Source organism: Acaricomes phytoseiuli DSM 14247 (assembly GCF_000376245.1).
Lineage (GTDB): Bacteria > Actinomycetota > Actinomycetes > Actinomycetales > Micrococcaceae > Renibacterium > Renibacterium phytoseiuli.
Map to the genome: position 1 here is coordinate 34,403 of NZ_AQXM01000058.1, position 23,121 is coordinate 57,523.

The window sequence follows — 23,121 nt, forward strand, 5'->3', positions numbered from 1 at the left end:
TATCCACAAAGTTGTTCACAGCTGGTGGATAACTAGCCTTGATTAAGAGTAGGTGATCAGGGCTCCCCTGCGATAGCTGGAGTCTGTACTGTGGATAACAGTCATTTTCAACTTCTGAAAAGAATGCTTGATGCACCTCTGCTCAGGTTTTGTCCATAGTCATTTCAAAGGCCTGTTTTCTTCTTCCAGCGGTTCCTGGTTTGACTGAAAGCTCCTTGATGGCCTAACGTTGTTAAGTCATTTGATGCCTGTTTCAGGCATGCGATCTGCAGCATAGGCCGTTATACTTCCCCGTATTGTGTGGCCATGCCTCAGCACAGTCTTTGGAGTTGACCACCGTGAGCAAGCGGACTTTTCAGCCGAATAACCGCCGTCGTGCCAAGAAGCACGGCTTCCGCCTTCGCATGCGTACGCGTGCTGGCCGCGCCATTCTCGCTGCACGCCGTAGCAAGGGCCGCAGCGAGCTCTCTGCCTGATGTGATTCAGCCGATGACCGGGATTCCGGCGATGCCGGCTGGTGATTAGCCGTGTTACCCATCCGACATCGGGTGCGTCATGCTGCAGAATTCTCTTCTATTCTTCGTTCCGGCACCCGTGTAGGGGGCCGGAACTTGGTGTTATACGCAAACGTTGACAAGACAGCAGAACAATCCGATGCGGGTTACGGCTTCATCGTCTCCAAGGCGGTTGGTAAGGCTGTAGTCCGTAACCGGGTCAAGCGTCGTCTTCGGGCTCTTGCCACGCAGAGCATTCTGGCACTGCCGGAGCGAACCAGAGTAGTAGTCAGGGCGTTGCCAGCTGCTGCTGATTCGGACTGGCAGACGCTGCATGCGGAGCATGAAAAAGCTCTGGCTGCTTGTCTGCGTAAGATCAGGGAACAGAGCCGTGGCCAGACCGAATGACGATCAGCTTGCTGACAGCATACAGCGGAAGGAGAGCAACGCAGTGACTCATGCTTCTGCCCTCCCCTCACGTACCGATTCCCTTAATCTGCTGCATGTGATACGGAATGTTCCGCGACATCTCATGATCGGAATCCTCTCCGGTTACCGAGCTGTGATCTCTCCGCTCTACGGTCAGGTGTGCCGTTATTTTCCCAGCTGCTCGGCTTATGCCCTTGAAGCGGTGACGATTCACGGTGCAGTCAAAGGATCTTTTCTGGCGAGCCGACGTTTACTGCGGTGCCATCCCTGGAGTTCGGGCGGGGTCGATCATGTTCCTGCGCACCCTTTTCGAGATTTCTCTGACACATCCTGGGAGAAGACACCCCGGATTGTGATGCTCAACCATCCGGAGCGATACCTGGACCGCATATACGATCGGGCCGTCTAGGTCTGCGAGGGGAACAACGAATACATGAACTTCTTCGAAATCATTCTTTTCCCGTTCAAATGGCTGGTCTCAGTCATTATGCTCGGGTTCCACGAAGGGCTGACCTTCCTGGGTATGCCCGGTGATAGCGGCTGGACCTGGACACTGTCGATCGTCGGCCTGGTTCTGGTGATCCGCGCCGCGCTCATCCCGGTTTTCGTGAAGCAGATCAAGGCTCAGCGCGGCATGCAGGCCTTGCAGCCGGAGATGAAGAAGCTCCAACAGAAGTACAAGGGAAAGACGGATCAGCTCTCCCGCCAGGCGATGGCGCAGGAGCAGATGGCGCTCTACAAGGATCACGGCACCAATCCGTTCAGTGCGTGTTTGCCGATTTTGATCCAGATGCCGTTCTTCTTCTCGCTCTTCCAGGTTCTTTCCGGGATCTCCAATGCGAATAACAACGGCCAGGGAATCGGTGCTCTGAGCCATGCTCAGGTGGAGCAATTCGACAACGCCACGATTCTGGGTGCTCCGCTCTCCGCGGCTTTCCTGCCTCAGGTGCAGAACGGCGATGCGAATATCTCCGTGATCCTGCTGTCCATCGTGATGATCTTGGCGATGATCGCTTCGCAGTTCATTACGCAGAAGCAGATCATGGCGAAGAATATGTCTGAAGAAGCTATGGCTTCGCCCTTCATGAGACAGCAAAAGCTCATGCTCTACATCTTGCCGCTGGTCTTCGGTATCGGTGGCATCAACTTCCCTATCGGTGTACTGATCTACTGGACGACCACCAACCTGTGGACGATGGGCCAGCAATTCTTCGTGATTCGCAGAATGCCTACTCCCGGATCTCCTGCCTATAAGGAGTACATGCAGCGCCGGAAGGAGAAGGGCCTTCCCATTCTGGGTGCTAAGAAAGAAGAGCCAGAAGAAATTGAAGAGCCTGTTGCCAAAGGCCAGCGTTCCCAGCCACAACGGAAGAACCGAAGGAAGAAATGATGACCGTGCACAGTTCTGATAACGCGGAGTCGTCTCTGGTGGAGGAGCAGGTGGAGGAGCAAAACGACGACGCTTCTGCTCCGGAAGAGACTGAGGATTCGGGGCAGCAGCCTTCCCGGATGGAGGAAGAAGGAGATGTAGCGGCCGACTACCTCGAAGAGCTCCTCGACATCGTGGATATTGATGGTGATATCGATATTGAGGTCCGTAACGGGCGCAGCTACCTTTCCATCGTCAGCGAAGAGGTCAATGACAATCTCACCTCTTTGGTAGGTGCTGACGGAGAAGTACTGGAGGCGCTGCAAGAGCTCACGCGGCTCAATGTCCTTTCCGTGACGGGGCACCGATCCAGGTTGCTGCTTGATATCACGGGATTCCGGGCCGAACGCGCTAAGGTTCTGCGGATTGAAGGCGAAGAGGCAGTCAGCCGTGTCAAAGCAGAGGGTGAAGCTGTTCACCTCCCGCCGATGAATGCCCATGACCGAAAGATCATCCACGATGTGGTGGCAGAGCAAGGTTTGGTGAGTGAGTCTAAAGGCGAAGGATCACGACGTCACGTAGTCGTCAGTGCTTCTTGAGAGATGGTGAAAGAAGTCCGGCCTCTAGAGGGGGTCGAAGCTACGGCTGCTCGAGTCTTCGGGGAACGGTTACCGCTCGCTGAAAGATATGTCTGGCATTTGGCGACCTCGGGTATCGAACGTGGTCTTATCGGCCCGCGTGAGGTTCCGCGCTTATGGGATCGTCATGTGCTCAACTGCGCGGTTGTCAGCGAACTGATTCCGGAAGGCATGCACGTCGCCGACGTCGGCAGTGGTGCGGGCCTACCAGGGTTGTGTCTAGCGCTGGTGCGAGAAAATCTTTCGTTGACACTGATCGAACCCTTGGAGCGACGGGTTCTCTGGCTTGAGGAAGTCGTCGCGGATCTTGACCTGGGTCAGCAGGTGACTGTTCTGCGCTCCCGGTCCGAGCAAGCGGTGTCCGAGGTGAACTGCGATGTAGTGACCGCTCGGGCGGTATCCGCGCTGACGAAGCTTTTGCCGTTGACGATTCCGCTGCTGCATGGAAGCGGTGAACTCTTGGCGGTCAAAGGCCGCAGTGCAGAACGGGAGATCCAAGAGGCAGCCAAGGCATTGGTTAAATATCGTGCAGAGGATCCTGAGGTGCTGACGGTGGGTAGGTTCCTTCCCGAACCGACGACTGTTGTCAGGGTCAGGGTGAGTTCCTGAGTCCCTAGATGCTGAGTACTGCGTATCCTGGAAAAGGGCACTTAATGCCAAGGATTGAGCCCTCAATGATTTAGCCGAGCAAAAGGAAAGGAGTGCGTGTGGTTCCGCCACCAGGTTCGTCTCGTATGCCGTCCTTCGCCAAACTCTCTGAAAAACTCGGAAATAAATCTAATTCAAATGATTTTCAGAATGATAAAGGTGTTTCACGTGAAACGGGGCGAGATGTGATCAGCGAAGTTGACGGAGATAGCCCCATTGGGCGAGAGCTCGCCGATGAGACTCGTCGCAGGGAGAAACTCCGCGGCCGCAAGCTCGTGAAGCCGGATCACACTCGAATTCTCACGGTAGCGAACCAAAAAGGTGGTGTGGGTAAGACCACGACCACGGTGAATATCGCAGCCGCCCTGGCGTTGGCCGGACTCGTAGTCCTTGTTGTTGACATTGATCCGCAAGGGAATGCTTCGACTGCTTTGGGTATTACTCACCATGCGGAAGTGGAAAGCATCTACGACGTTCTGATCAATGATGCGCCGCTGGTGGACGTCGTTGCACCATGCCCGGATATAGAAGGCCTTCTCTGTGCTCCGGCGACAATTCATCTGGCTGGTGCCGAGATCGAACTCGTTTCCTTAGTGGCGAGGGAACAACGTCTTCGTAAAGCACTGGAGAAGTACGCGGAAGATCGTGAACAAAAGGGCTTGCCTAGACTGGACTACATTCTGATTGATTGCCCTCCCAGCTTAGGGCTCTTGACGGTCAATGCTTTTTGTGCGGCAAATGAAGTGATGATTCCGATTCAGTGTGAGTATTACGCATTAGAAGGATTGAGTCAGCTGCTCAATAACATTTCGATGATCCAGAAGCATTTGAACTCAGACCTTGAAGTTTCTACGATTCTTCTAACGATGTATGACGGCCGCACTAACTTAGCCTCACAGGTGGCTGATGATGTTCGTGAGCACTTCCCAGAAAAAGTCTTGTCGACGGTGATCCCCCGATCAGTACGCATTTCTGAGGCTCCGAGCTATCAGCAGAGCATTTTGACCTATGATCCATCGTCTTCGGGCGCTTTGAGTTATCTGGAAGCCGCTGCTGAACTTGCGGGAAGGCGGGCTCTAAACCGCTAGAATAATGCCTGTAAGCCTTTGATTCTCGAGGTTCTGACAGTAAGGCAGGCATGACAGTGGCAGAAAAGCAACGCCGTGGCTTGGGCCGTGGCTTAGGTGCCCTTATCCCCGCGGATGAAACGGCAGAGGAGGGCTCCGCTGCTAAACGTCCAGTAGATGTTTTCTTCCCCGAATCCCCGGAACCTCAAAGCCGGAGCCGGAAAGCAAAGGTTTCACGTGAAACCATCGAACTTGTAGAAGTGCCTGGAGCTAGCTTTTCTTTACTCCCACTAGACAGTATTCATCCGAACCGGAAGCAGCCTCGTGATGTTTTCGATGAAGATGATATGGCTGAGCTGGTTCACTCGATTCAAGAAGTAGGGGTCCTTCAGCCCATCGTTGTGCGGAAGTCCTCTGAAAAGTCTGGCCCGGACTATGAGCTGGTGATGGGTGAACGGCGTTGGCGGGCAAGTAGGGCTGCTGGTACTGAAACCATTCCTGCTATTATTCGCGATACTTCTGACCATGATCTTCTTCGGGATGCATTATTAGAGAATCTGCATCGTAGTCAGCTGAATCCTCTGGAAGAAGCTGCGGCGTACCAGCAATTGCTTGAAGATTTCGGGACGACGCACGAAGAACTTGCCGATCGACTGGGCCGTTCCAGGTCCCAGGTATCCAATATGCTGAGACTGCTGAAGCTTCCTCCGCTGGTGCAGCGACGAGTTGCCGCGGGGGTACTCTCGGCAGGCCATGCCAGGGCGCTGCTTTCTCTGCCGGACGCGGGGGCGATGGATAAAGTTGCTCAGCGCATTGTGGCAGAAGGATTATCTGTCCGTGCTACGGAAGAAGCCGTAGCTTTATATCAAGAGGACTCTCGTACTCCGGGATCACGAACTACGCCATCAACTGCCCGTCATGATCGCTTGGATTTTCTGGCGAATTCGCTGGCGGATCGTTTGGATACCAATGTTAAGATTACTCTCGGAAGCAAAAAAGGTAAGGTCAGCATTGAATTCGCTTCAGTGGAAGATCTCAATCGGATCATGACGGTACTGAACCCAGAGAGCTGAAACTCCGCCACTGGAGTACAGGCTTAAAAGGGGCCGATGGTTTCACGTGAAACCATCGGCCCCTTTTAAGCGGGAGAGAATCAGGAGTTGAGGTACTCCGCAAACTCCTTCTCGAAATACTGCTTCGGCCGAGCCCCGATGACTTTGCTTTTGACGGTACCCTCGGCAAACAAATAAACCGCGGGAATCGAAGTGATCCCGTACTCAGCGGCGATCCGGGGATTCGCGTCGACATCAACCTTTGCGACACTCACGCTATCGCTGTACTCAGCCGCGATCTCTTCGATGACCGGGCCGAGGGCGCGGCAAGGAGTGCACCACTCAGCCCAGAAATCAACGATGACTGGTTTGTCCGAGTCAAGGACTTCGTCCTTGAACGTGCTATCGGTAAGTGCTTTGACTTCGCTCATGTGAAGAACCCTTTCTGTATCGGTTTGTAGAAAATCGCGGAATTTTCGATTCAGTTGCTCAGCGTGCCGAGATAGTGCTCGACATCTAGAGCAGCTGCGCATCCAGAACCCGCCGCTGTGATCGCCTGGCGGTATGTCGAATCGACAACATCGCCCGCCGCGAAGACTCCGGGAAGGGAGGTCTTGGTAGATCTCCCCTCTACGGCAATCGTCTCTTCCGGGGTGATATCAAGGATGTCCTTGAAAAGGTCCACTCGGGGATCATTGCCGATGGCTACGAATAAACCGGTGACCGGCAACTCGCTTTTCTCAGAAGAAATCAGATTAGTCAATGTTATTCCGTTGACTTTCTCTTCACCTGAGATACCGGTCACTTCACTGTCCCAGATGAACCGGATCTTATCGTTGGCGAAAGCACGATCCTGCATGATCTTTGATGCCCTCAGTTCCCGACGCCGGTGTACCACTGTGACGGTCCGCGCGAACTTGCTGAGGAAAAGAGCTTCCTCCATAGCGGAATCCCCGCCGCCCACAACAGCGATGTCCTGATCTTTGAAGAAGAAACCGTCACAGGTTGCGCACCAGCTGACACCACGGCCGGAAAGCCGTTTTTCATCCGATAGCCCCAGCTCTCGGTAAGCGGATCCGGTGGCCAGGATTACGCTACGTGCTTCATAGCGCTCCCCTGAGCCGGTGACCACGGCCTTGACTGGGCCATCGAGGGAAACTTCAGTCACGTCCTCATACTCGATCTGCGCACCGAAGCGCTCGGCCTGCTTCTGCAGCTGATCCATGAGCTCTGGCCCCATGATCCCCTGCGGGAACCCCGGGAAGTTCTCCACCTCAGTGGTATTCATGAGCTCCCCACCAGCTGTGACCGAACCGGCGAGAACCAGTGGCGAAAGGCTGGCTCGCGCCGTGTAGATGGCTGCCGTATAGCCTGCTGGGCCGGAGCCGATGATGATCACATCACGGATACCGGGGGTGCTGGATTCATTGCTCACAGAAGGCAGACTCCTCGAATCATAGGCCGTGCTGTCCGCACGGTCGTGGTCACTGTCACCTGCTCCGGCACAACGGTGCCAGCACAAGAAATATTCCGGAGATACCCCCGGAGCACCTTCAGCCTACTGGATCCCGATCTCCGAGATCCGGAGCCCGTAGGGCAGGTTCGGCAAGGGAGAGGACTGCAGTCTCGGCAGCTCTCTGAAGTTGATGATCAAGTACTGCATACGGTTGTCCTGACCGCCTTGATTGCTTCCGCTCGGCACCACGGTGATCTCGGGGCCGGTGAAGCTTCCGGTGCCGATATTCCTGGCACCCTCAAGGCTCGGCTGATTATTGGCCAGCAGATCGAAGCTCCCGCCGGTTCCGCCGACCTGAGTGATGGTCACGGAACTCACGGGTGCCGGTTCCTGCAGTTCGATCACGAGAGCCAAGCCCTGGGCCAGTCGCCCGAAATTCGCAGAAGCGAACTGTACGGAACGCCAGGAGGTGCCGGAGTCGGAGTCGATCAGGTTACCGAGATTACTGTCCTGGTCATTGGAAAGCGTCGGATCACCACCACTGATGACCCGGGTGACCCCTACCGGCACCGGAGAGACCGCCGGTGCAGTGCTGTTCTCCTCGCTTGGTGAAGGAGCGGCGGAAGTGCTTGTACTTGTTGTGGGGCCAGAACTGAAGAGGTTGCCGATCTGGCTCAGTGCCAGAACCAAGGCGATGCCCAAGATCGCGATGAGAATGGTCATCACGAGCCACCGCCCGGAGCGAGGACGATTCTCATCGTCTTCGTTGAACTCCGGTTCGGCTGCAGCCGGTGCCGGCCGGGTAGTGGCGCTCGCTCCCATGGCGGCGGGAGACGCACTCGCGGTGACCTTACGGCTCGCTGCGCCCGTGGAACTCACAGGGCTTACTGGGCTCACGGGGCTGGTAAGACTGACGGAGGGCGTTGTCGTCACGGGGGTCTGGCTCGTGGGATCGTGTTCCACGAGCTCCGGATCGTCGATTGTCTCCGGATCGGTAACCGGTTCATCCCACAGCGTGACTTTAGGTTGGGTGCTTTCTTTGCCGGATGTCGCAGAGCTCTCCGAGGGCGATGTGGCAAGGGGAGTATTGTCTTCGTAAACGTAGTCATAGGGCCCGGGAGCAGGCTCCGGTGGCCGGGCGGTTCCGAAGATTTCGAGCCCGAGAGCATCGGTGAAATATGGCTCCACAAAAGGCTCGGAAGCGACCAGCAGATCCAGCAGATCCGCAGCCGGTGCCTTGCTTGTGATCAGGTAAGCGGTACCGGCGGAGCCATCGCCCAGGCTCAGGTCCAGAATCTGGAAGTTCGCCTCCCGATCCCCGGTGGCGACTTCGCGGGAACTTCGGGTGAGACCTTCTGCGTTCGGCGGAGTGGGGATGACAATGCTGACCGGGCGGTTGAGGACTTGGTCGATGCCCTCGAGCACGAGATCGCCCTCGGCAGAGGACAGGATCTGCTCGGTAACCCGGTATCGGCCGCCTATAACAGAACCGATATCGATCGAGTTCGCCAAGTTCTCCTCCTCGGGCAAAACAGCCTTGACTATGGCCGCAGTGGTACTGGATTTGCTGATTTCTCCGTTGTCCGATCCTAACCGATCGGCTTGCCCAGTGCTGGGCAGCAGGAAAGCGACGACAGGTGCCGGCAGAAAACGACCCAGCCGGCTCAGAATCGGCCGCAGCAGGCTCTCCAGCTCGCCGACATTCATCAGACGCAGGCTCAGGAAGTAGATCAGCGCCATCACGAGCCCGACCAGGATCATCGTGATCAAGGCGTTGGCCGGGTTCTGCCAGGCGAATCCCGTGACGCTGCCGGAGAGGATACTCATGCCGCCGAGTGCGGCCAGGACTAGCACACCGCCCAGGGCGGAAATTACGGCTGCCACGGCGAACTGCACATGAGACCGGATGATGCTGGCGAAGCCGACATCGCCGAAACGCCGCCGGAGCACGATGCCGGACATCACCGGGGCAAGGAAATTGGTGAGGCTCACCGTGGCGAGCAGGGCAAAGATCAGCACCGGCTTCGGGAAGAACAGGGTCAGCAGAGCGGTGATGATGCCGAAACTCACTAAGACCGTCTGCAGCAGGAAGGGAGTCCGGGAGTCCTCGGAGGCATAGAAAACCCGGTTAAACATGAAATTCAGGCTCAGGAAGGGAGAGCTGATTGCCAGGATGGCGATGGCCAAGCCGATACTGGGTGCGTCCTCGGGCCGGCCGCCTGACAGCAGCAGCCCGATCTGCCCGGAGAGCACGACCAGCACCGCGGCGAAGAAAATCGTGATGACCCCGACGGTACGGACGAGCCGGGAGACGGCTGCCCGCAGTGCATCGATGTTCTTACTCGTGGCGGCCCGGGCCATCCGGTTGAAAAGGATCGTGGCAACGGAGAGCACGATGATCGAATGCGGCAGGATGTAGATGTCACTGGCCCGATTGAAGACGAAGATGCCCGCTACTTCATTGCCGTTTTCTGTGGCGGACGTACCGACCCAGGTGATAAGCAGGTAGGAGAGCTGGCTGATGACCATGGTGCCCAGTGCCCAACCGGCGATTTTCCCGGTGGCTCCCAGCCCCATGCCCCGCCAGCTCCAACGCAATTTCAGTCCGAGCCCGAGCCGCGTCACCGGCCAGATCAGCACAAGACCTTGCAGTACTACGCCAAGGGTTGTGATGCCGGCCAGGATCAGAGTCTGCGTGCCGTCCCAGCTCTCGACGGTGTGCTGCGCGTTTTGGTTGGTGCCCCAGATCCAGAAGAAAACACCCACACCGGCGATCGCGATTACATTGTTTAGTACCGGTGCCCACATATACGCACCGAAGCGGTCATGCGCGTTGAGGATCTGCCCCAGCAGGGCGTAGAGGCCGTAGAAGAAAATCTGTGGGAGCAACCAGACCGCGAACTGGCTTGCCAGTTCCAGTTGCGGCCCGCGGAACTGGGTGAGTGCGGTCATCAGCGGTCCGGCAAGTGCGGTGAATAGCACGGTTAAGGTCACAAGCACCAGGATGCCCAGGGTCAGCAACCGGCTCAGATAGTCGGCTCCCCGATCCGGAAGCCGGCTGGCTTTGATGATCTGCGGCACCAGAACCACATTGAAAACACCGCCGGCAAGCATCAGGTACAGCAGGTTCGGCAGATTGTTCGCGGCGTCGAAAATGCTGGAGAGCGGCCCCAGGGCGCCCAGCGCGTAGGCGATGAGCATGACCTTGAGTAGGCCCAGCATCCTTGAGACGAGGGTGCCTGCGGCCATCACTCCCGCGGATCGGGCCACATTGACCGGCCTGGCTTTGACCACGGGAATATTCGCGGTTGCCGGATGATCCGGCGAGACGGCTGCCGGCGGCTGCTCGCCACTGGCCGCGCCGAGTTCGACGGTAGCCCGCCCTCGGGCGAAATGGTGCCCTCGGGGCTGTTTTCGCGGTGACATCTGATTCATCATCCCATGTCAGTGGTTGAGCGCCGGCTATTCCATGGGGGAAACCTACCAGTGGCCGATGCTTCCGGAGCGGAGCTAAAGGACGTGCGTCGGGAAGCCGCTGGGCAGGCTGGCCGCTGCTAAGTCAGCGATCCGGCGCTCATTGGGGAAGGAGAGCCGTTTCGGCAGCTCGCCCAGATCGCTCCAGGCCACGTCGATCGCTTCATGATCCGGATCATTGTCGATGGTCAAGATTCCACCGGTAGCACGGAGCAGGAAATGATGCACGGTTTTGTGCACTCGGTGTCCCGTCACGGTGAACCAGTAATCAATACTGCCCAGCGGTGTCAGCACCTCGCCGTCGATGCCGGTTTCCTCGGCGATTTCCCGGACCGCGGCCTGGGAGTGAGATTCTGCGCCTTCGGGGTGGCCTTTTGGAAGGCACCATTCCACCCGGCCGCCTCGGTTGACCCGGGCGATGATCGGTACTCGGAGCCGCCCTTCATGCTGATCCACGACGACCCCGCCCGCAGAGACCTCTTCGACCGTGGGCAGACCGGAACCATGCTGACCGGTTCGCTGCGTGGCCGCCCCCGACTCTCCAGAAGCTGTTCCCTGCCGGGTGCCCATTTTGGCTCCGATCGCTGAAGGCAGCGGGGCGCTGCGCTTCGGTGTGTTCGGAGCTGGACGGTCCATGCATTCCACTCTAACGAAATCTGGCAGGATATAAGGAACTATGGTGCAGGTTTTGGATAGCTCTACACTCCATCCGGTCGTTCTCGAGCTGGGCCGGCGTTTTACCGACGGCGGAAACGAGATCTCCCTGGTGGGGGGATCTGTGCGGGATGTCTTCCTCGGCCGCATCTCCCCGGACCTGGACTTCACCACGGACGCTCAGCCGGATCGCATTATCGAGCTGATCAAGGGCTGGGCCGACGCTTTCTGGGACATCGGTCGGGCTTTCGGCACCATCGGGCTGCGCAAGGGCGAGCTGACCCTTGAGGTCACCACTTACCGGGCAGAAGCTTATGACCCTGAGTCCCGTAAACCGGAAGTAGCCTTCGGTGACTGTCTGGAAGCGGATCTGCTCCGACGCGATTTCACCATGAACGCCATGGCACTGCGCTTGCCGTCCCTGGAACTGGTGGACCCTTATGGCGGCATCCGGGATCTGCATGCTGGGCTACTGCGCACACCGGGTTCGGCAGAAGAGTCATTCTCCGATGATCCGCTGCGGATGATGCGAGCCGCCCGATTCGCCGCGCAACTCGATATGGACCTGGCTCCTGAGATCGAGACCGCGATGACCGCGATGGCTGCCCGCATCGAGATCATCTCGGCGGAACGCGTGCGGGAGGAGCTGGTCAAAACAGTTTGTGCGCCGCGAGTGCGCCGCGGCATTGACATCCTGGTCGGCACGGGACTGGCGGACCGGGTGCTACCCGAGGTTTCTGCCTTGCGCCTGGAAGTGGATGAGCATCACCGGCATAAAGACGTCTACCAGCATTCGCTGCAAGTGGTCGAGCAGGCTGCGGCGCTGGAGACCGGAGCCGATGGCCCGGTGCCGGGGCCTGATTTCGTGCTGCGCTTCGCCGCACTGATGCACGATGTCGGCAAACCGGCGACACGGCGATTCGAGCCTTCCGGGGCGGTGAGCTTCCGGCACCACGATGTCGTGGGTGCGAAGCTCACCGTGCAGCGCATGAAGGCGCTGCGCTTCGATAAAGAGACAACTAAGGCGGTTTCCCGCCTGGTCGAACTGCATATGCGGTTCTACGGTTACGGCGACAGCGGCTGGACGGATTCCGCGGTTCGCCGTTATGTGACGGATGCCGGGCCTTTACTGGACCGTCTGCACCGGCTGACCCGCTCCGATGTCACTACGCGCAACCGCAGGAAAGCGGAGCGGCTGGCTTTCGCTTATGACGATCTGGAGCGGCGGATAGCCGAGCTGGCGGAACAGGAAGAGCTCGCCGCGATCCGTCCGGACCTCGACGGTCAGCAGATCATGGCCCTGCTGGGGATAGGCCCCGGGCCTTTAGTCGGCAAGGCGTACCAGTACTTACTGGCAGAGCGGATGGAGCGCGGCCCCTTGGCCCAAGCGGAAGCTGAGCAGTTGCTGCGCGACTGGTGGGAAGCTAACCAGCCGGCGGAAGCACCGGGAACAGCGGTTGCCGGAGGTCAAGCTGAGCAGAAAGGGGCGGATGATGACTGAGGAAGCGGCTCGTGGTCGCCAGGAGCTGACGAAGCTCTGGTTGCTGCGGCATGGTGAGACCGAATGGTCGCGTAGCGGCCGGTACACGGGGTTGACCGATCTGCCGCTGACCGCTGAGGGCGAGGAGCAGGCGAAGTCCGCCCGTCCAGTGCTTGCTGAGGAGTCCTTCGATCTGGTCTTGAGCTCTCCTTCGCAGCGAGCGAGGCAGACCGCAGAACTGGTTGGATTCCCCGAGCCGGCGATCGAGCCTAATGCTCATGAATGGGATTATGGCGATTACGAGGGTATCGACAGCGCGCTCATCCGGCAGCAGCAGCCAGATTATCTGATCTGGGATCAGGGAGTGCCGAACGGGGAGACGCTGCAGCAGGTCTCGGATCGGGCTGATGCGATACTCGCCAGAGTACTCGCGCCTGCGGTGGATGGAGAACGGGCAGCAGCAGCGACAGGAAGACAGTCGCGTCAGGTGTTGCTTGTGGCGCACGGGCACTTCCTCAGGGTGCTCACCGCGCGCTGGTTAGGATTACCCGCTGGCGAAGGCCGCCACTTCGTTCTGAAAACGGCCAAGGTGTGCACCCTGGGCTGGGATAAGCGCACCCCCGCCATCGAGCAGTGGGGACTCTGATCGCTTTCCTGAAATTTTTCCGGAATTTTTCTGTAAAAGTCTGGATTTCCAGAAACACTTCAGATAAGTTGATATCGATTCCACAGAATCCCAGGCTGTATACTCTGGGTGATGATGTGGAGTAATACAGTAAGGCCCGATGAGGAAGGAGAGCTGAAATGGTGTCATATATCTTGCACGGTCTGATCGAGCGCGATGACACAATGAACCGCAGCGCAGGGAATAATCCCTTTGCCGCTGACTGGTTCTTTCCTTCCGGAGGCCTGAATCTCTCTCGAACCCGGTGCGCTGCTCACTGAGCTTCTGTGCTCCCGCCCCGAATGGGGTCGGGTAACGCTGCACAGCGGGGAGTTCACTCCGCTTCCCCCGGATCGCTGATCTTCGACCGCAGAAGTTATTCGCGATGGAACCGCGTATTGATCTCCTGAATTTTCCTTGATTAATTCTGCCTAGATTAGTGCGAGCATTTCCGATTACTGTGCTGATAAAAATCAGCCTTCTATTCCGTTTCCCCATTTTGCGATGACCTATTCCTTTTGGGAACCATCGCAGTATTTCTGTCTCAAAAATTCTTATCCGTCCTTATTCCTTCAGGAGCAGCAGTGTCCCGAATACGTTTCCGCCGGTTGCCGGACTCCCCAGAAGGAGGTGATCCTCCTATGGTCTCAGTACCTTCTGCCTCGGTTATCAAACGGGTTTTCTTCGGCCCGGTGAATGAACAGCGGCTCGCGCAGACTCGCGAGCAGGTGACCAACCAGATTCAGCAGATGAACATCCAGAACCTCCGTTGAACGCTTATCCGACACCCGGGCTTTACTGATATCTGGTGATGCCCGGGCCACGGGCAGGCCCGGGTATGCTCGTGCCCATGCAGCAATCCGAGCACCCGCCCACCCGGGCTCAGAACTCTCGGATCGCGGTCCCGAGCCGTGAAGACACATTGCTGCGGGCTAGCACCGAGCCCATTGGTGGCCCTTTAGGCTGGCATGCTGGCCCAGGCCGCCAGCGGGCTGGATTCTTCACCGTAGAGCGCGTCTTGGTGCTCGCAGTACTGGCCGCGGCGGTCATCGCGGTGCTCTTCAAGGACCATTGCCGGCGGGCAGGGTGGATCACCCCGGATCAGTACTCCACGGCGTGCTATTCCGCCTTGCCCAATGATTTCGAAGGCTTTTTGGTCGCGTCATCATTTCCCGAGGCCCTGGGCAGCCTGAATGCCTCACCACTGGCTGCGTATCTGACGAGCTTCACCGCCTGGCTGAGCGGGATGCTCAGTGGCGAGGAGGAAGGATCCGCCGGAACACTGGCCTATTTCGATACCGCAGTGGTGCTCATCGTGCTGGCCTGGGTGCTCGCTGTGCTGGCCATGGCCTGGTTGAACCGCCGCCGGCCTTGGGATGCCGCGGTACTCGCCGTCAGCCCGCTCCTGCTCTTCGCCGCTTATACCGACTGGCAGCTATGGGCTGTTGCGCTGTTGCTGACCGGCCTGCTGTTCTTCGCAAGAGGGCTGCCTCTGCTTGCGGGCTTGTTGTTCGGTGCTGCTGGGGCTGTGCAGCCGGTGCTGCTGTTGATTCCTGTGGCGCTCATCGTGCTCGCGGTGCGCCGGCGTGAACATATCCGGGCGCTTTTTTCTCGGCTGATTCCGGGAGCGGTGATCAGCTGGTCGGGGCTTGGCCTGACCGTGCAATTGCTCGCTCCCCAGGTATGGCCCGGTGGCTATCTGATGCGAGTCTGGGCGGATGATCCCTCGGCAGGGTCCTGGTTCGGGGTGATCAACGCCTTCGCCCGGAGGTTCGGCCTCACGGAGTTGAGCGGTTCGACTGCTTCCCTGATCTCGCTGGCACTGCTGCTCGCTGGTGCCATCTTCATTCTCTGGATGTTTTTCCGGCTGAAACGGCCCATGCGGGTAGCCCAGCTGTGCTTCCTGCTCGTGGCCTGGGCTCTGCTGGTGGATAAGAACGCAGTCCCGGAGAACCTGGTGCTGCTCTTACCGCTCCTGGCTCTGGCTCGCCCGCGCTGGCGCCTGCTGCTGGGCTGGCAATTTGCGGCCCTAGTGTTCTACCTCGCCTACCTGCTCTATCAAGGAGTTGTGCTGGGCACCAATAACACCCAGAACGGCATCGACCTTCCCTATTACGCCCTGGCTATGCTCGTGGTGACTGCTGGCACGATCATCGCCGGGGGGCAGGTGTTCTGGGATGCCATGCACCCTAGATCTGATCCGGTCCGCCGCCGCGGTCCCGATCCGCTCTGGCCCGGCAAGCTGCGGGGCCAGGATCTGCGCCGGGGCAGAGCAGCTTCTGTGCCAGACTGAGGAGTTCTGCCCGCTGACCGCGCCATCAGAAGTTGAGGCTCAATGACTACTCGGCTCTCCGGACCTTATCTCGCCACCGTGCTGGTCTTCGGCATCAATGGATTGGCCTTCGCTTCCTGGCGGCTCGGATTCCCGCTGTCGCACGCGTCCTGGACCTGTCAACGGGTCAGATGGGCGGGGTGCTTCTGGCCCTGGCGATAGGTTCGCTCCTCGCTTTGCCCACAGCCGGGCTGATAGCGCAGCGCATCAACGTGGTCCGCACGATCCGTTTGGGCGCAGCGATCGCAGTCCTCGGCACCATCGTCATGGCCAGAGCCCTGGCTATCGAGTCTGTACCCGTGATCATCGCGGGGCTTTTCTTCCTTGGCATTGGAATGGGGTTGTGGAATGTCGCCCAGAACCTCGAAGGCGCAGCTGTGGAACGGCTGCAGGGTCGGAATATCATGTCTCAGTTCCATGCGGCTTTCTCCGGAGGCGCTTTCCTGGGCGCGCTACTAGGCGCGGGGATGTCCTTGGCGGGAGTGCCACTGTCCTGGCACTTGCTCCTTCTCGCGGCCCTGATCGCTGTAGTCGTGGGGCTGAGCACTCGGCGCTTCCTCCCCGCTTCAGCGCATCAGCAGCACTCGGAAGCGGTGCCGGTTGACGCGGTTTCGCCGCACTCGGCAGCAGCATCCTCGGTACCATTGCCGCCGCAGCGCAGTGCTTGGCGTGAGCCGCGCACGCTGCTCGTCGGGCTGGTCGTTCTTGGGGCAGCGCTGACCGAGGGATCAGCCAACGACTGGCTGGCTAAGGCAACTGTGGACGGCTTCGGTCAGGCGGAATGGGCCGGTGCCCTGATGTATGCCCTGTTCATCGCCTCGATGACCTCGGTGCGCCTGCTCGGCGGCCGTTTGCTCGACCGCTGGGGCCGAGTGTGGACCTTGTACACGTGTTTGAGTTCGGCGCTGGCCGGTCTGCTCCTCTTCATCTTCGCCCCCCAACCTGTGGTGGGCGATTCCCGGGGCGATCCTCTGGGGAGCCGGTGCTGCACTCGGCTTCCCCACCGGGATGTCAGCGGCTGCTGATGATCCCGTTCGTGCGGCGCGAAGAGTCTCCGTGGTATCCACGATCGGATATCTCGGCTTCCTCGCGGGGCCGCCCCTCATCGGTTTCCTGGCCGATCACATCACGTTGCGCCTGACGCTACTGGTGATCGCCGGGTTCATGCTGCTCTCACTCTTCGTGGTCCCGGCGACCCGGCCATTGAAAAAGAGCTGAAAGAACTCAATATAAGGCTTCACGGGCCTGCCCCGGGCAACCCTCCGCTGACTAAGCTGAGCAGATGCGCAGAGCTCTGCAACCATTGGTGTCCGCTGATCAATTCCTGGTCCGGAGGATTGCCACGCTGCCGCACGGCCCTGTGGATCAGCTCATGCAGGGCCTTTCCTCGGTAGCGACTAAAGGCAAGTTGTGGTTGGCCATGGCCGCTGCCGGGGCTGCGATCCCCTCACGGATCTCGACCCAGCCGCGCCGGGCGGCGCTGCGCGGGACTTTGGCCCTTGGCCTGGCGTCGGCAACCACCAACATCCTCCTCAAACGGTTGCTGCCCCGGAACCGGCCGCAAGCTGCGCTGCTGCCGATCTTCCGTTTCGCGCACCCGCAGCCCACTAGCTCATCCCTGCCATCGGGCCATTCCGCCTCGGCTATGGCTTTTGTCACCGCAGTGGCCACGGTGAACCCGCTGCTGGGAGCGATACTCGCTCCGGTGGCCCTCGGCGTCGCCTATTCGCGCGTGCACATCGGTGCGCACTGGCCCTCTGATGTGGTCTTAGGCTCTGTTATCGGAGTGGCCTGCGGGCTGACCGTGCGCACCTGGTTCCCGCCACATGGTCAGCCACCGGCCGCTCGGGTCACTCCGGTCGACGCTCCGCAGCTGCCCCGGGGGCGGGGGCTGAGCGTGCTCGTCAACCAGAGCAGCGGCTCCTTTTCCGAAGAAAGTGTCCGCTGGCTACGCAGCCGCCTGCCGGAGGCGCTGATCAGCGAACGGCAGCAGGGTCAGTCAGTAGCGCAGGCACTGGAGGCGATGCTTGCGATTCCCGGAGTGAAGGCCCTAGGTACGTGGGGTGGGGACGGCACTGTAGGAGCCGTTGCGGACCGGGCGCTCAGCCTGGGGCTTCCCCTGGCTGTTTTCCCGGGAGGCACGTTCAACCATTTCGCGAGAGATGTTCATGCCGACGATGCCGAGGCGGTGCTCAGCGCGATCACCGAAGGCCGGGCCTTAGCCGCTGATGCCGGCTGTATCGAATTGACTGTCGCCGCCGGCACGAGCACCCGGATCATGATGAACACCGCCAGCGTGGGCATCTACCCGGAACTAGTCCGGCGCCGGAAGCTGCTGGAGGGTGCTCTGGGTAAGACCTTGGCGGGGATCATTGCGGGTCTACGGACTTTTACCGCGGCCACTCCGATCTGCTTGCGCCTCAATGGCCGGCAGCAGCGGGTCTGGCTGGTCTACGTGGGTCGGGGCCACTACTACCCTCGGGGGTTCGCCCCTTTGGAACGGCCGGTTCTCGACGATGGCGAGTTCGATCTGCGCGTGATCTCAGCTGGCTCTGCGTTTTCCTTCTCTCAGCTCCGACTCCTGTACGCGATCGTCACCGGTCGCACGGAAGTCTCTTCGGTGATCTCACTCAGCACTCCGCGCAAGATCACCTTGTCGGCAGCCGGAGAGCCTTTCGATCTTGCTGTAGACGGGGAAGTTATCAGGCGAGTCAGCAGCGCCGCGTTCTCGGTGCTGCCCCGCGCCCTGGTCGTTTACAGTGCTGCCGTTAGTGGCCCTGCCCCGGTGGACTCCCCTAGTGTGGAGATGAGCAGGCTTGTCGATGGCGGGTGATTCCGGCACTCCCTAAGAGGTATTGCTAAGGAGAGAGATGATCGAAGCACGAGGACTCACAAAGCACTACGGCCCTAAACAGGCGGTCTCAGGGATCACCTTCACGGTGCGTCCCGGTCAGGTGACCGGATTCTTGGGACCCAACGGTGCTGGTAAATCGACCACGATGCGGATGATCATGGGACTCGACCGGCCCAGTGCGGGCCGAGTGACGGTCAACGGCAAGCCCTATCAGAAGCACCGGGCTCCACTGCACGAAGTCGGGGCCCTCCTCGACGCCAAAGCCGTGCATCCGGGTCGCAGCGCTTATCAGCATCTATCGGCGATGGCGGCGACGCACCGGATTCCCCGCAGCCGAGTGGATGAGGTCATCGATATGACCGGGCTGCATTCCGTAGCCAAGCGCCGGGCCGGCGGCTTCTCCCTGGGCATGGGGCAGCGCCTGGGTATTGCCAATGCCCTGCTCGGCGATCCGCAGACCCTGATCCTGGACGAGCCGGTCAATGGCCTTGACCCGGAAGGCGTGCTTTGGGTCCGGCAGCTGGTCCGTCAGTTGGCGACGGAAGGAAAAACTGTTTTCCTGTCCTCGCATCTCATGAGCGAAATGGCGCAGACCGCGGACCACGTGATCGTCATCGGCCGGGGCAAGATCATTGCTGATGCTCCGATCCAGGAGATGATCGCGGGCCAGCAGGCCGCCCGGGTCCGGGTGCGCACCGCACAAGCTGCTGAACTAAGTCAGCTGCTTTCCCAGCTGCAGACCGAGGATGAGGTCGCGATTCAGTTCGCAGAGCCGGAGACCCTTGAGGTGAGCGGCCTGGCCTCTGCAGAGATCGCTCGGGTGGCACTGGAGAATCAGGTGCTCGTCTACGAACTGACACCGTTATCAGCCTCGCTCGAGGAGGCGTACTTCAATCTGACCAAGGACGATGTCGAATACCGCTCGTCGGTGAATGCCGCTGCTCCCGCGCCGGGTACGGCCGAGGCGTTGGGGAAGGAGAACTGAGATGAGCCATGTATCAGATACGCCGGTCAGATCCGATGCCGCTCAGTCCGGCCGCGCTCGCCGGTCTGCAGGGCGGTCTGCAGGACATGTTGCACGGCACGGGGTGAACTTCTTCGGCGTGCTGAAGAGCGAGTGGATCAAATTCTGGTCGCTCCGGTCCACTCGGATCCTCCTGGTCGTGACCTTGGTGTCGATGATCGGGGTGGGGACGCTCGTCGCTTATATGCGGTCCCTCATTTACGAACCGATTGTTTCCGGTTTCCGGGATGCCGGTGCGCCGGTGACGATCAGTGAAATCGATGAGAGCTTGCCGCCGGAGCTGAGTTTTTACACACTGCCGGCATCTGGTCTGCAGCTCGGGGCGATCATCATCGGTGCCCTGGCCGTGCTCTTCATGGCCAGCGAGTACGCCACTGGGATGATCCGTTCCAGTTTCGCGGCGACTCCGAAGCGGCTCCCGGTCTTCGCGGCCAAGGCCATCGTGATCATCGTGGGGGCCTATGTGATCGGTTTGATCGCGACGCTGATGACGTTCTTCCTGGCGAATGTGGTGATATCGGGCTTGGGCGTCTCGCTGAGCTTCGACACCCTGGGGGTTCTGCCCGGAATCCTGTTGGGCGGGTTCTATGTGGCCGGAGTCGCTTTAGCCGGCCTGGCCCTGGCGACGCTGATGCGCAATTCAGCCGGTGCCATCATGGTGCTCCTGGGCGCCTTCTTCATCCTGGGCTTCACCGGGGGACTGCTGGCCCAGATCCCGGGTGACTTCTGGAAGAACGTGCCGCAGTATCTGCCCAGCCAGGCGGCTGGGCGGATGATCGAGATCGGGCAGGTGCCGGGTTACCTCGACCCGCTACCGGCTGCCCTGGTGTTCCTGGGGTGGATTCTGCTGGTGCTGGTCCCCGCGCTGATCTTCATGAAACGGCGGGATGCCTGAGCGATCCGGCTGGATCTGGGTGAAGCTGATTAAGATGAGGGTATGTCTGCCCCCATCTCTGATCGCTCCGTTCCCGCGGGAACGTCCGGCTCCACACTGATTCCTGAAGCTGCGGCCCGTCATGTGCAGGATCTAGGCTCCTTCGTCACCGCGTCGCCTTCGAGCTTCCACGCCGTGGCAGAGGCTTGTCGAAGGTTGCTGGCGGCTGGTTTCGAGCAGCTCTCCGAGCGGAAGGAATGGGCCTCACCGGCGCATCACGATGGCCCGCTGCGGCGTTTCGTGATCCGGGATGGTGCCTTGATCGCCTGGGTGAGCCCGGCGGAAGTCACCGCGGAGACGGGTTTCGCCGTGTTCGGGGCGCATACCGATTCGCCCGGCTTCAAGCTCAAGCCCAAGCCCACCACGGGTAAGCACGGCTGGTTGCAGGCCGGTGTCGAGGTTTACGGCGGCCCGCTGCTCAATGCTTGGCTGGACCGGGAGCTGCAGTTAGCGGGCCGGTTGGTGCTCCGCGATGGCAGTAGTGTGCTGACGCGTACCGGCCCCATGCTGCGTTTTCCGCAGCTCGCGATCCATCTGGACCGCTCCGTCAACGATGGCCTCAGCCTCGACAAGCAGCGCCATATGCAACCGGTGTGGGGGCTCGGCGACCCGCAGCAAGCGGATCTGCTCGCGGTGCTGGCTGAGGCCGCCGGGGTATCCGCCGAGGAGATCGGTGGATACGACATCGTGCTCGCGGACTGCCAGGAGCCGCAGACCTTCGGGGCCGTTGGTGAGTTCTTCGCCTCGGGTCGGCTGGATAATCTCAGTTCTGTGCACGCGGGGCTCACGGCTTTACTGGAGCATGATCCCCAGCCGGGCGGCCCGATCGCTTTGCTCGCGGCGTTTGATCATGAGGAAGTGGGCAGCGCGTCGTCTTCCGGTGCCAGCGGGCCCTTCCTCGCCGATGTGCTGGAGCGGATCTCCACCGGGCTAGGTGATAATCCGGAGGGTTTCAAACGAAGGCTGGCCGGTTCCCTGTGTCTTTCTGCTGATGCCGGTCACGCTATTCACCCGAACTATCCCGAGCGGCATGACCCGGCGAATCATCCACAGCTCAACTCAGGCCCTTTGCTGAAGATCAACTCGAATCAGCGCTATGCCAGCGATGCGGTAGGGGCCGCGCTCGTGGCTCGAATTAGTGCGAACTTGAATATTCCTTACCAGGAATTTGTTTCGAATAACGATATTCCCTGCGGATCCACCATCGGGCCGCTGACCGCCACCCGGCTGGGCATCCGGACGGTAGACGTGGGAGTGCCGCTTTTGTCCATGCATTCGGCACGCGAGATGTGCGGGGTCGCCGACCCCTGGTATCTCGCACAGCTCAGCGGTGCCTTCTTCGCGGCTTTATCCTCGGACCAGGCCGAAGCCTGAGGCGCCCTGCTGTTAGCAGCTGAAAGCTGCGATCTCCGGATTTTTCGGAGATTCCGGTATAGTGGATCAGGTCTGTGCCCGGCACAGACGCGATTGCGTTACCAGCTCGTCAGGTGCATTCCTGGCGTTATGAGCGGGTAAGGCGTTCGACGCAAAGAACCTCCTGTTACGGAAAGACCGTAACCGTTTAGCCCAAAGGAGGTGGGTTCATAGATGCGTCCTTACGAACTGATGGTCCTCATCGACCCCGAGGTCGACGAGCGTACCGTTGAGCCGTCCCTGCAGAAGTTCCTCACCGTTATCACTAAAGATGGCGGCAGCGTGGATAACGTGAACATGTGGGGCCGTCGCCGTCTGGCTTATGACATCAAGAAGAAGTCGGAAGCCTTTTATGCCGTGGTGAACTTCACCGCTGAGCCGGCCACTGCTCAGGAACTCGATCGGCAGCTCAATCTGAACGAGACCGTGCTGCGCACCAAGATCATCCGCCCCGAGGATCAGAAGGTCTCAGCAGAGTAATCCTCTCTGCTGTTAGATCGGAAGAAACTCCAGGAAGCTCAAGGAAGTAGGCAGATTATGGCAGGCGAAACCACGCTTACGGTGGTCGGCAATCTGACCAACGATCCGGAACTGCGGTTCACCCCGTCCGGTTCTGCCGTGGCCAATTTCACGGTTGCCTCCACTCCGCGCACCTTTGATCGCAATACCAATGAGTGGAAGGACGGCGAAACGCTGTTCCTGCGCGCTTCGGTATGGCGCGAAGCGGCTGAGAACGTTGCCGAATCCCTGACCAAAGGGATGCGGGTCATCGTTTCCGGACGCCTCAAGTCGCGCTCTTATGAGACCAAAGAAGGCGAACGCCGCACCGTGATGGAGCTGGAGGTCGATGAAATCGGCCCCTCGCTGCGTTATGCCAATGCCAAAGTCAATCGTAACCAGCGCTCCGGCGGCGGTTACGGTGGCGGCGGAAATAACAGCGGCTTCGGCAACCAGGGGGGAGGGAACTCCGGTTGGGCCGGTGGCGGAAGCCAGTCCGGGCCCAGCGATGATCCCTGGTCGGCACCCTCTTCGCAGAACAGTGGGGGCTGGGGAGCCGGTCCGGATTCCTCCGAACCGCCGTTCTGATCCGGTTCTGTTCCTGCACCTGTGCGGTCGCCGGGAACGGAACATCGTTATTC

24 protein-coding genes are annotated in these 23,121 nt (G+C 59.7%); 20 read left to right on the top strand and 4 right to left on the bottom strand.

What is annotated here, in order from left to right:
• Positions 1–338: 338 nt before the first annotated feature.
• From rpmH to C501_RS12795, 8 genes are all read left to right on the top strand, one after another.
• Positions 339–476 (top strand): 50S ribosomal protein L34, encoded by a 138-nt coding sequence (gene rpmH / locus C501_RS13995; RefSeq protein WP_005268235.1) that lies wholly within the window; start codon positions 339–341, stop codon positions 474–476.
• A 51-nt stretch (positions 477–527) separates the two neighbouring features.
• On the top strand, positions 528–902 hold the full coding sequence (rnpA, locus tag C501_RS14000; RefSeq protein WP_083906572.1) for a ribonuclease P protein component: 375 nt from the start codon (positions 528–530) through the stop codon (positions 900–902).
• A gap of 124 nt (positions 903–1,026) precedes the next feature.
• Complete coding sequence (gene yidD, locus C501_RS14615; RefSeq protein ID WP_211206358.1) at positions 1,027–1,332, top strand: membrane protein insertion efficiency factor YidD; 306 nt, start codon at positions 1,027–1,029, stop codon at positions 1,330–1,332.
• Positions 1,333–1,356: 24 nt separating this feature from the next.
• A complete protein-coding gene (yidC, locus tag C501_RS0107340; RefSeq protein WP_018134983.1) occupies positions 1,357–2,313 on the top strand; it encodes a membrane protein insertase YidC in 957 nt (318 codons plus the stop codon).
• Positions 2,313–2,891, top strand: coding sequence for a Jag family protein (locus tag C501_RS0107345; RefSeq protein ID WP_018134984.1), 579 nt, complete (start codon positions 2,313–2,315; stop codon positions 2,889–2,891). Before yidC ends, C501_RS0107345 begins: the two co-directional genes overlap by 1 nt.
• 3 nt (positions 2,892–2,894) lie before the next feature.
• A complete protein-coding gene (gene rsmG / locus C501_RS0107350; protein ID WP_018134985.1) occupies positions 2,895–3,539 on the top strand; it encodes a 16S rRNA (guanine(527)-N(7))-methyltransferase RsmG in 645 nt (214 codons plus the stop codon).
• Between the two features lie 125 nt (positions 3,540–3,664).
• The gene (locus C501_RS0107355; protein WP_083906573.1) at positions 3,665–4,666 is read left to right on the top strand and encodes a ParA family protein; all 1,002 of its coding nucleotides are present in this window, start codon (positions 3,665–3,667) and stop codon (positions 4,664–4,666) included.
• Between the two features lie 50 nt (positions 4,667–4,716).
• Positions 4,717–5,718 (top strand): ParB/RepB/Spo0J family partition protein, encoded by a 1,002-nt coding sequence (locus C501_RS12795; RefSeq protein ID WP_043568530.1) that lies wholly within the window; start codon positions 4,717–4,719, stop codon positions 5,716–5,718.
• Between the two features lie 80 nt (positions 5,719–5,798).
• On the opposite strand, the gene trxA is transcribed toward C501_RS12795, so the two are convergent.
• The 4 genes from trxA to C501_RS0107395 all read right to left on the bottom strand — a co-directional run bounded on the left by trxA (position 5,799) and on the right by C501_RS0107395 (position 11,263).
• Positions 5,799–6,230 carry a thioredoxin gene (gene trxA, locus C501_RS0107380; RefSeq protein ID WP_281098867.1) on the bottom strand — a complete coding sequence of 144 codons (432 nt, stop codon included), beginning with the start codon at positions 6,228–6,230 and terminating at the stop codon, positions 5,799–5,801.
• On the bottom strand, positions 6,179–7,132 hold the full coding sequence (gene trxB, locus C501_RS0107385) for a thioredoxin-disulfide reductase (protein ID WP_018134991.1): 954 nt from the start codon (positions 7,130–7,132) through the stop codon (positions 6,179–6,181). The genes trxA and trxB overlap by 52 nt, the downstream gene beginning before the upstream one ends.
• A 123-nt stretch (positions 7,133–7,255) precedes the next feature.
• The gene (murJ, locus tag C501_RS13580; protein ID WP_051064497.1) at positions 7,256–10,579 is read right to left on the bottom strand and encodes a murein biosynthesis integral membrane protein MurJ; all 3,324 of its coding nucleotides are present in this window, start codon (positions 10,577–10,579) and stop codon (positions 7,256–7,258) included.
• 84 nt (positions 10,580–10,663) lie between these two features.
• A complete protein-coding gene (locus C501_RS0107395) occupies positions 10,664–11,263 on the bottom strand; it encodes an NUDIX hydrolase (protein WP_018134992.1) in 600 nt (199 codons plus the stop codon).
• A gap of 40 nt (positions 11,264–11,303) precedes the next feature.
• Between C501_RS0107395 and C501_RS0107400 the strand changes: the two genes are divergently transcribed.
• From C501_RS0107400 to C501_RS0107455, 12 genes are all read left to right on the top strand, one after another.
• Positions 11,304–12,782 (top strand): CCA tRNA nucleotidyltransferase, encoded by a 1,479-nt coding sequence (locus tag C501_RS0107400; protein ID WP_018134993.1) that lies wholly within the window; start codon positions 11,304–11,306, stop codon positions 12,780–12,782.
• Positions 12,775–13,407 carry a histidine phosphatase family protein gene (locus C501_RS0107405; protein WP_018134994.1) on the top strand — a complete coding sequence of 211 codons (633 nt, stop codon included), beginning with the start codon at positions 12,775–12,777 and terminating at the stop codon, positions 13,405–13,407. The genes C501_RS0107400 and C501_RS0107405 overlap by 8 nt, the downstream gene beginning before the upstream one ends.
• A gap of 659 nt (positions 13,408–14,066) precedes the next feature.
• The gene (locus C501_RS14820; protein WP_018134995.1) at positions 14,067–14,198 is read left to right on the top strand and encodes a hypothetical protein; all 132 of its coding nucleotides are present in this window, start codon (positions 14,067–14,069) and stop codon (positions 14,196–14,198) included.
• Between the two features lie 38 nt (positions 14,199–14,236).
• Positions 14,237–15,718, top strand: coding sequence for a glycosyltransferase 87 family protein (locus C501_RS0107415; RefSeq protein ID WP_156807682.1), 1,482 nt, complete (start codon positions 14,237–14,239; stop codon positions 15,716–15,718).
• Between the two features lie 170 nt (positions 15,719–15,888).
• Positions 15,889–16,782: an MFS transporter gene (locus tag C501_RS12805; RefSeq protein WP_319639729.1), complete on the top strand. Its 894-nt coding sequence runs from the start codon at positions 15,889–15,891 to the stop codon at positions 16,780–16,782.
• Entirely contained in the window at positions 16,724–16,975 is a 252-nt protein-coding gene (locus C501_RS14870) for an MFS transporter (RefSeq protein WP_342662530.1), read from the top strand. The genes C501_RS12805 and C501_RS14870 overlap by 59 nt, the downstream gene beginning before the upstream one ends.
• Before the next feature lie 64 nt (positions 16,976–17,039).
• Positions 17,040–18,590, top strand: a complete 1,551-nt coding sequence (locus C501_RS12810; RefSeq protein WP_083906575.1) for a bifunctional phosphatase PAP2/diacylglycerol kinase family protein — start codon at positions 17,040–17,042, stop codon at positions 18,588–18,590.
• A gap of 37 nt (positions 18,591–18,627) precedes the next feature.
• Entirely contained in the window at positions 18,628–19,596 is a 969-nt protein-coding gene (locus tag C501_RS0107430) for an ABC transporter ATP-binding protein (RefSeq protein WP_018134998.1), read from the top strand.
• Between the two features lies 1 nt (position 19,597).
• Entirely contained in the window at positions 19,598–20,530 is a 933-nt protein-coding gene (locus C501_RS0107440; protein WP_245532442.1) for an ABC-2 transporter permease, read from the top strand.
• Positions 20,531–20,572: 42 nt separating this feature from the next.
• The gene (locus tag C501_RS0107445) at positions 20,573–21,943 is read left to right on the top strand and encodes a M18 family aminopeptidase (RefSeq protein ID WP_018135001.1); all 1,371 of its coding nucleotides are present in this window, start codon (positions 20,573–20,575) and stop codon (positions 21,941–21,943) included.
• A gap of 213 nt (positions 21,944–22,156) precedes the next feature.
• Positions 22,157–22,462 (top strand): 30S ribosomal protein S6, encoded by a 306-nt coding sequence (gene rpsF, locus C501_RS0107450; RefSeq protein ID WP_018135002.1) that lies wholly within the window; start codon positions 22,157–22,159, stop codon positions 22,460–22,462.
• A gap of 57 nt (positions 22,463–22,519) precedes the next feature.
• Positions 22,520–23,068: a single-stranded DNA-binding protein gene (locus tag C501_RS0107455; RefSeq protein WP_018135003.1), complete on the top strand. Its 549-nt coding sequence runs from the start codon at positions 22,520–22,522 to the stop codon at positions 23,066–23,068.
• Positions 23,069–23,121: the final 53 nt, after the last annotated feature.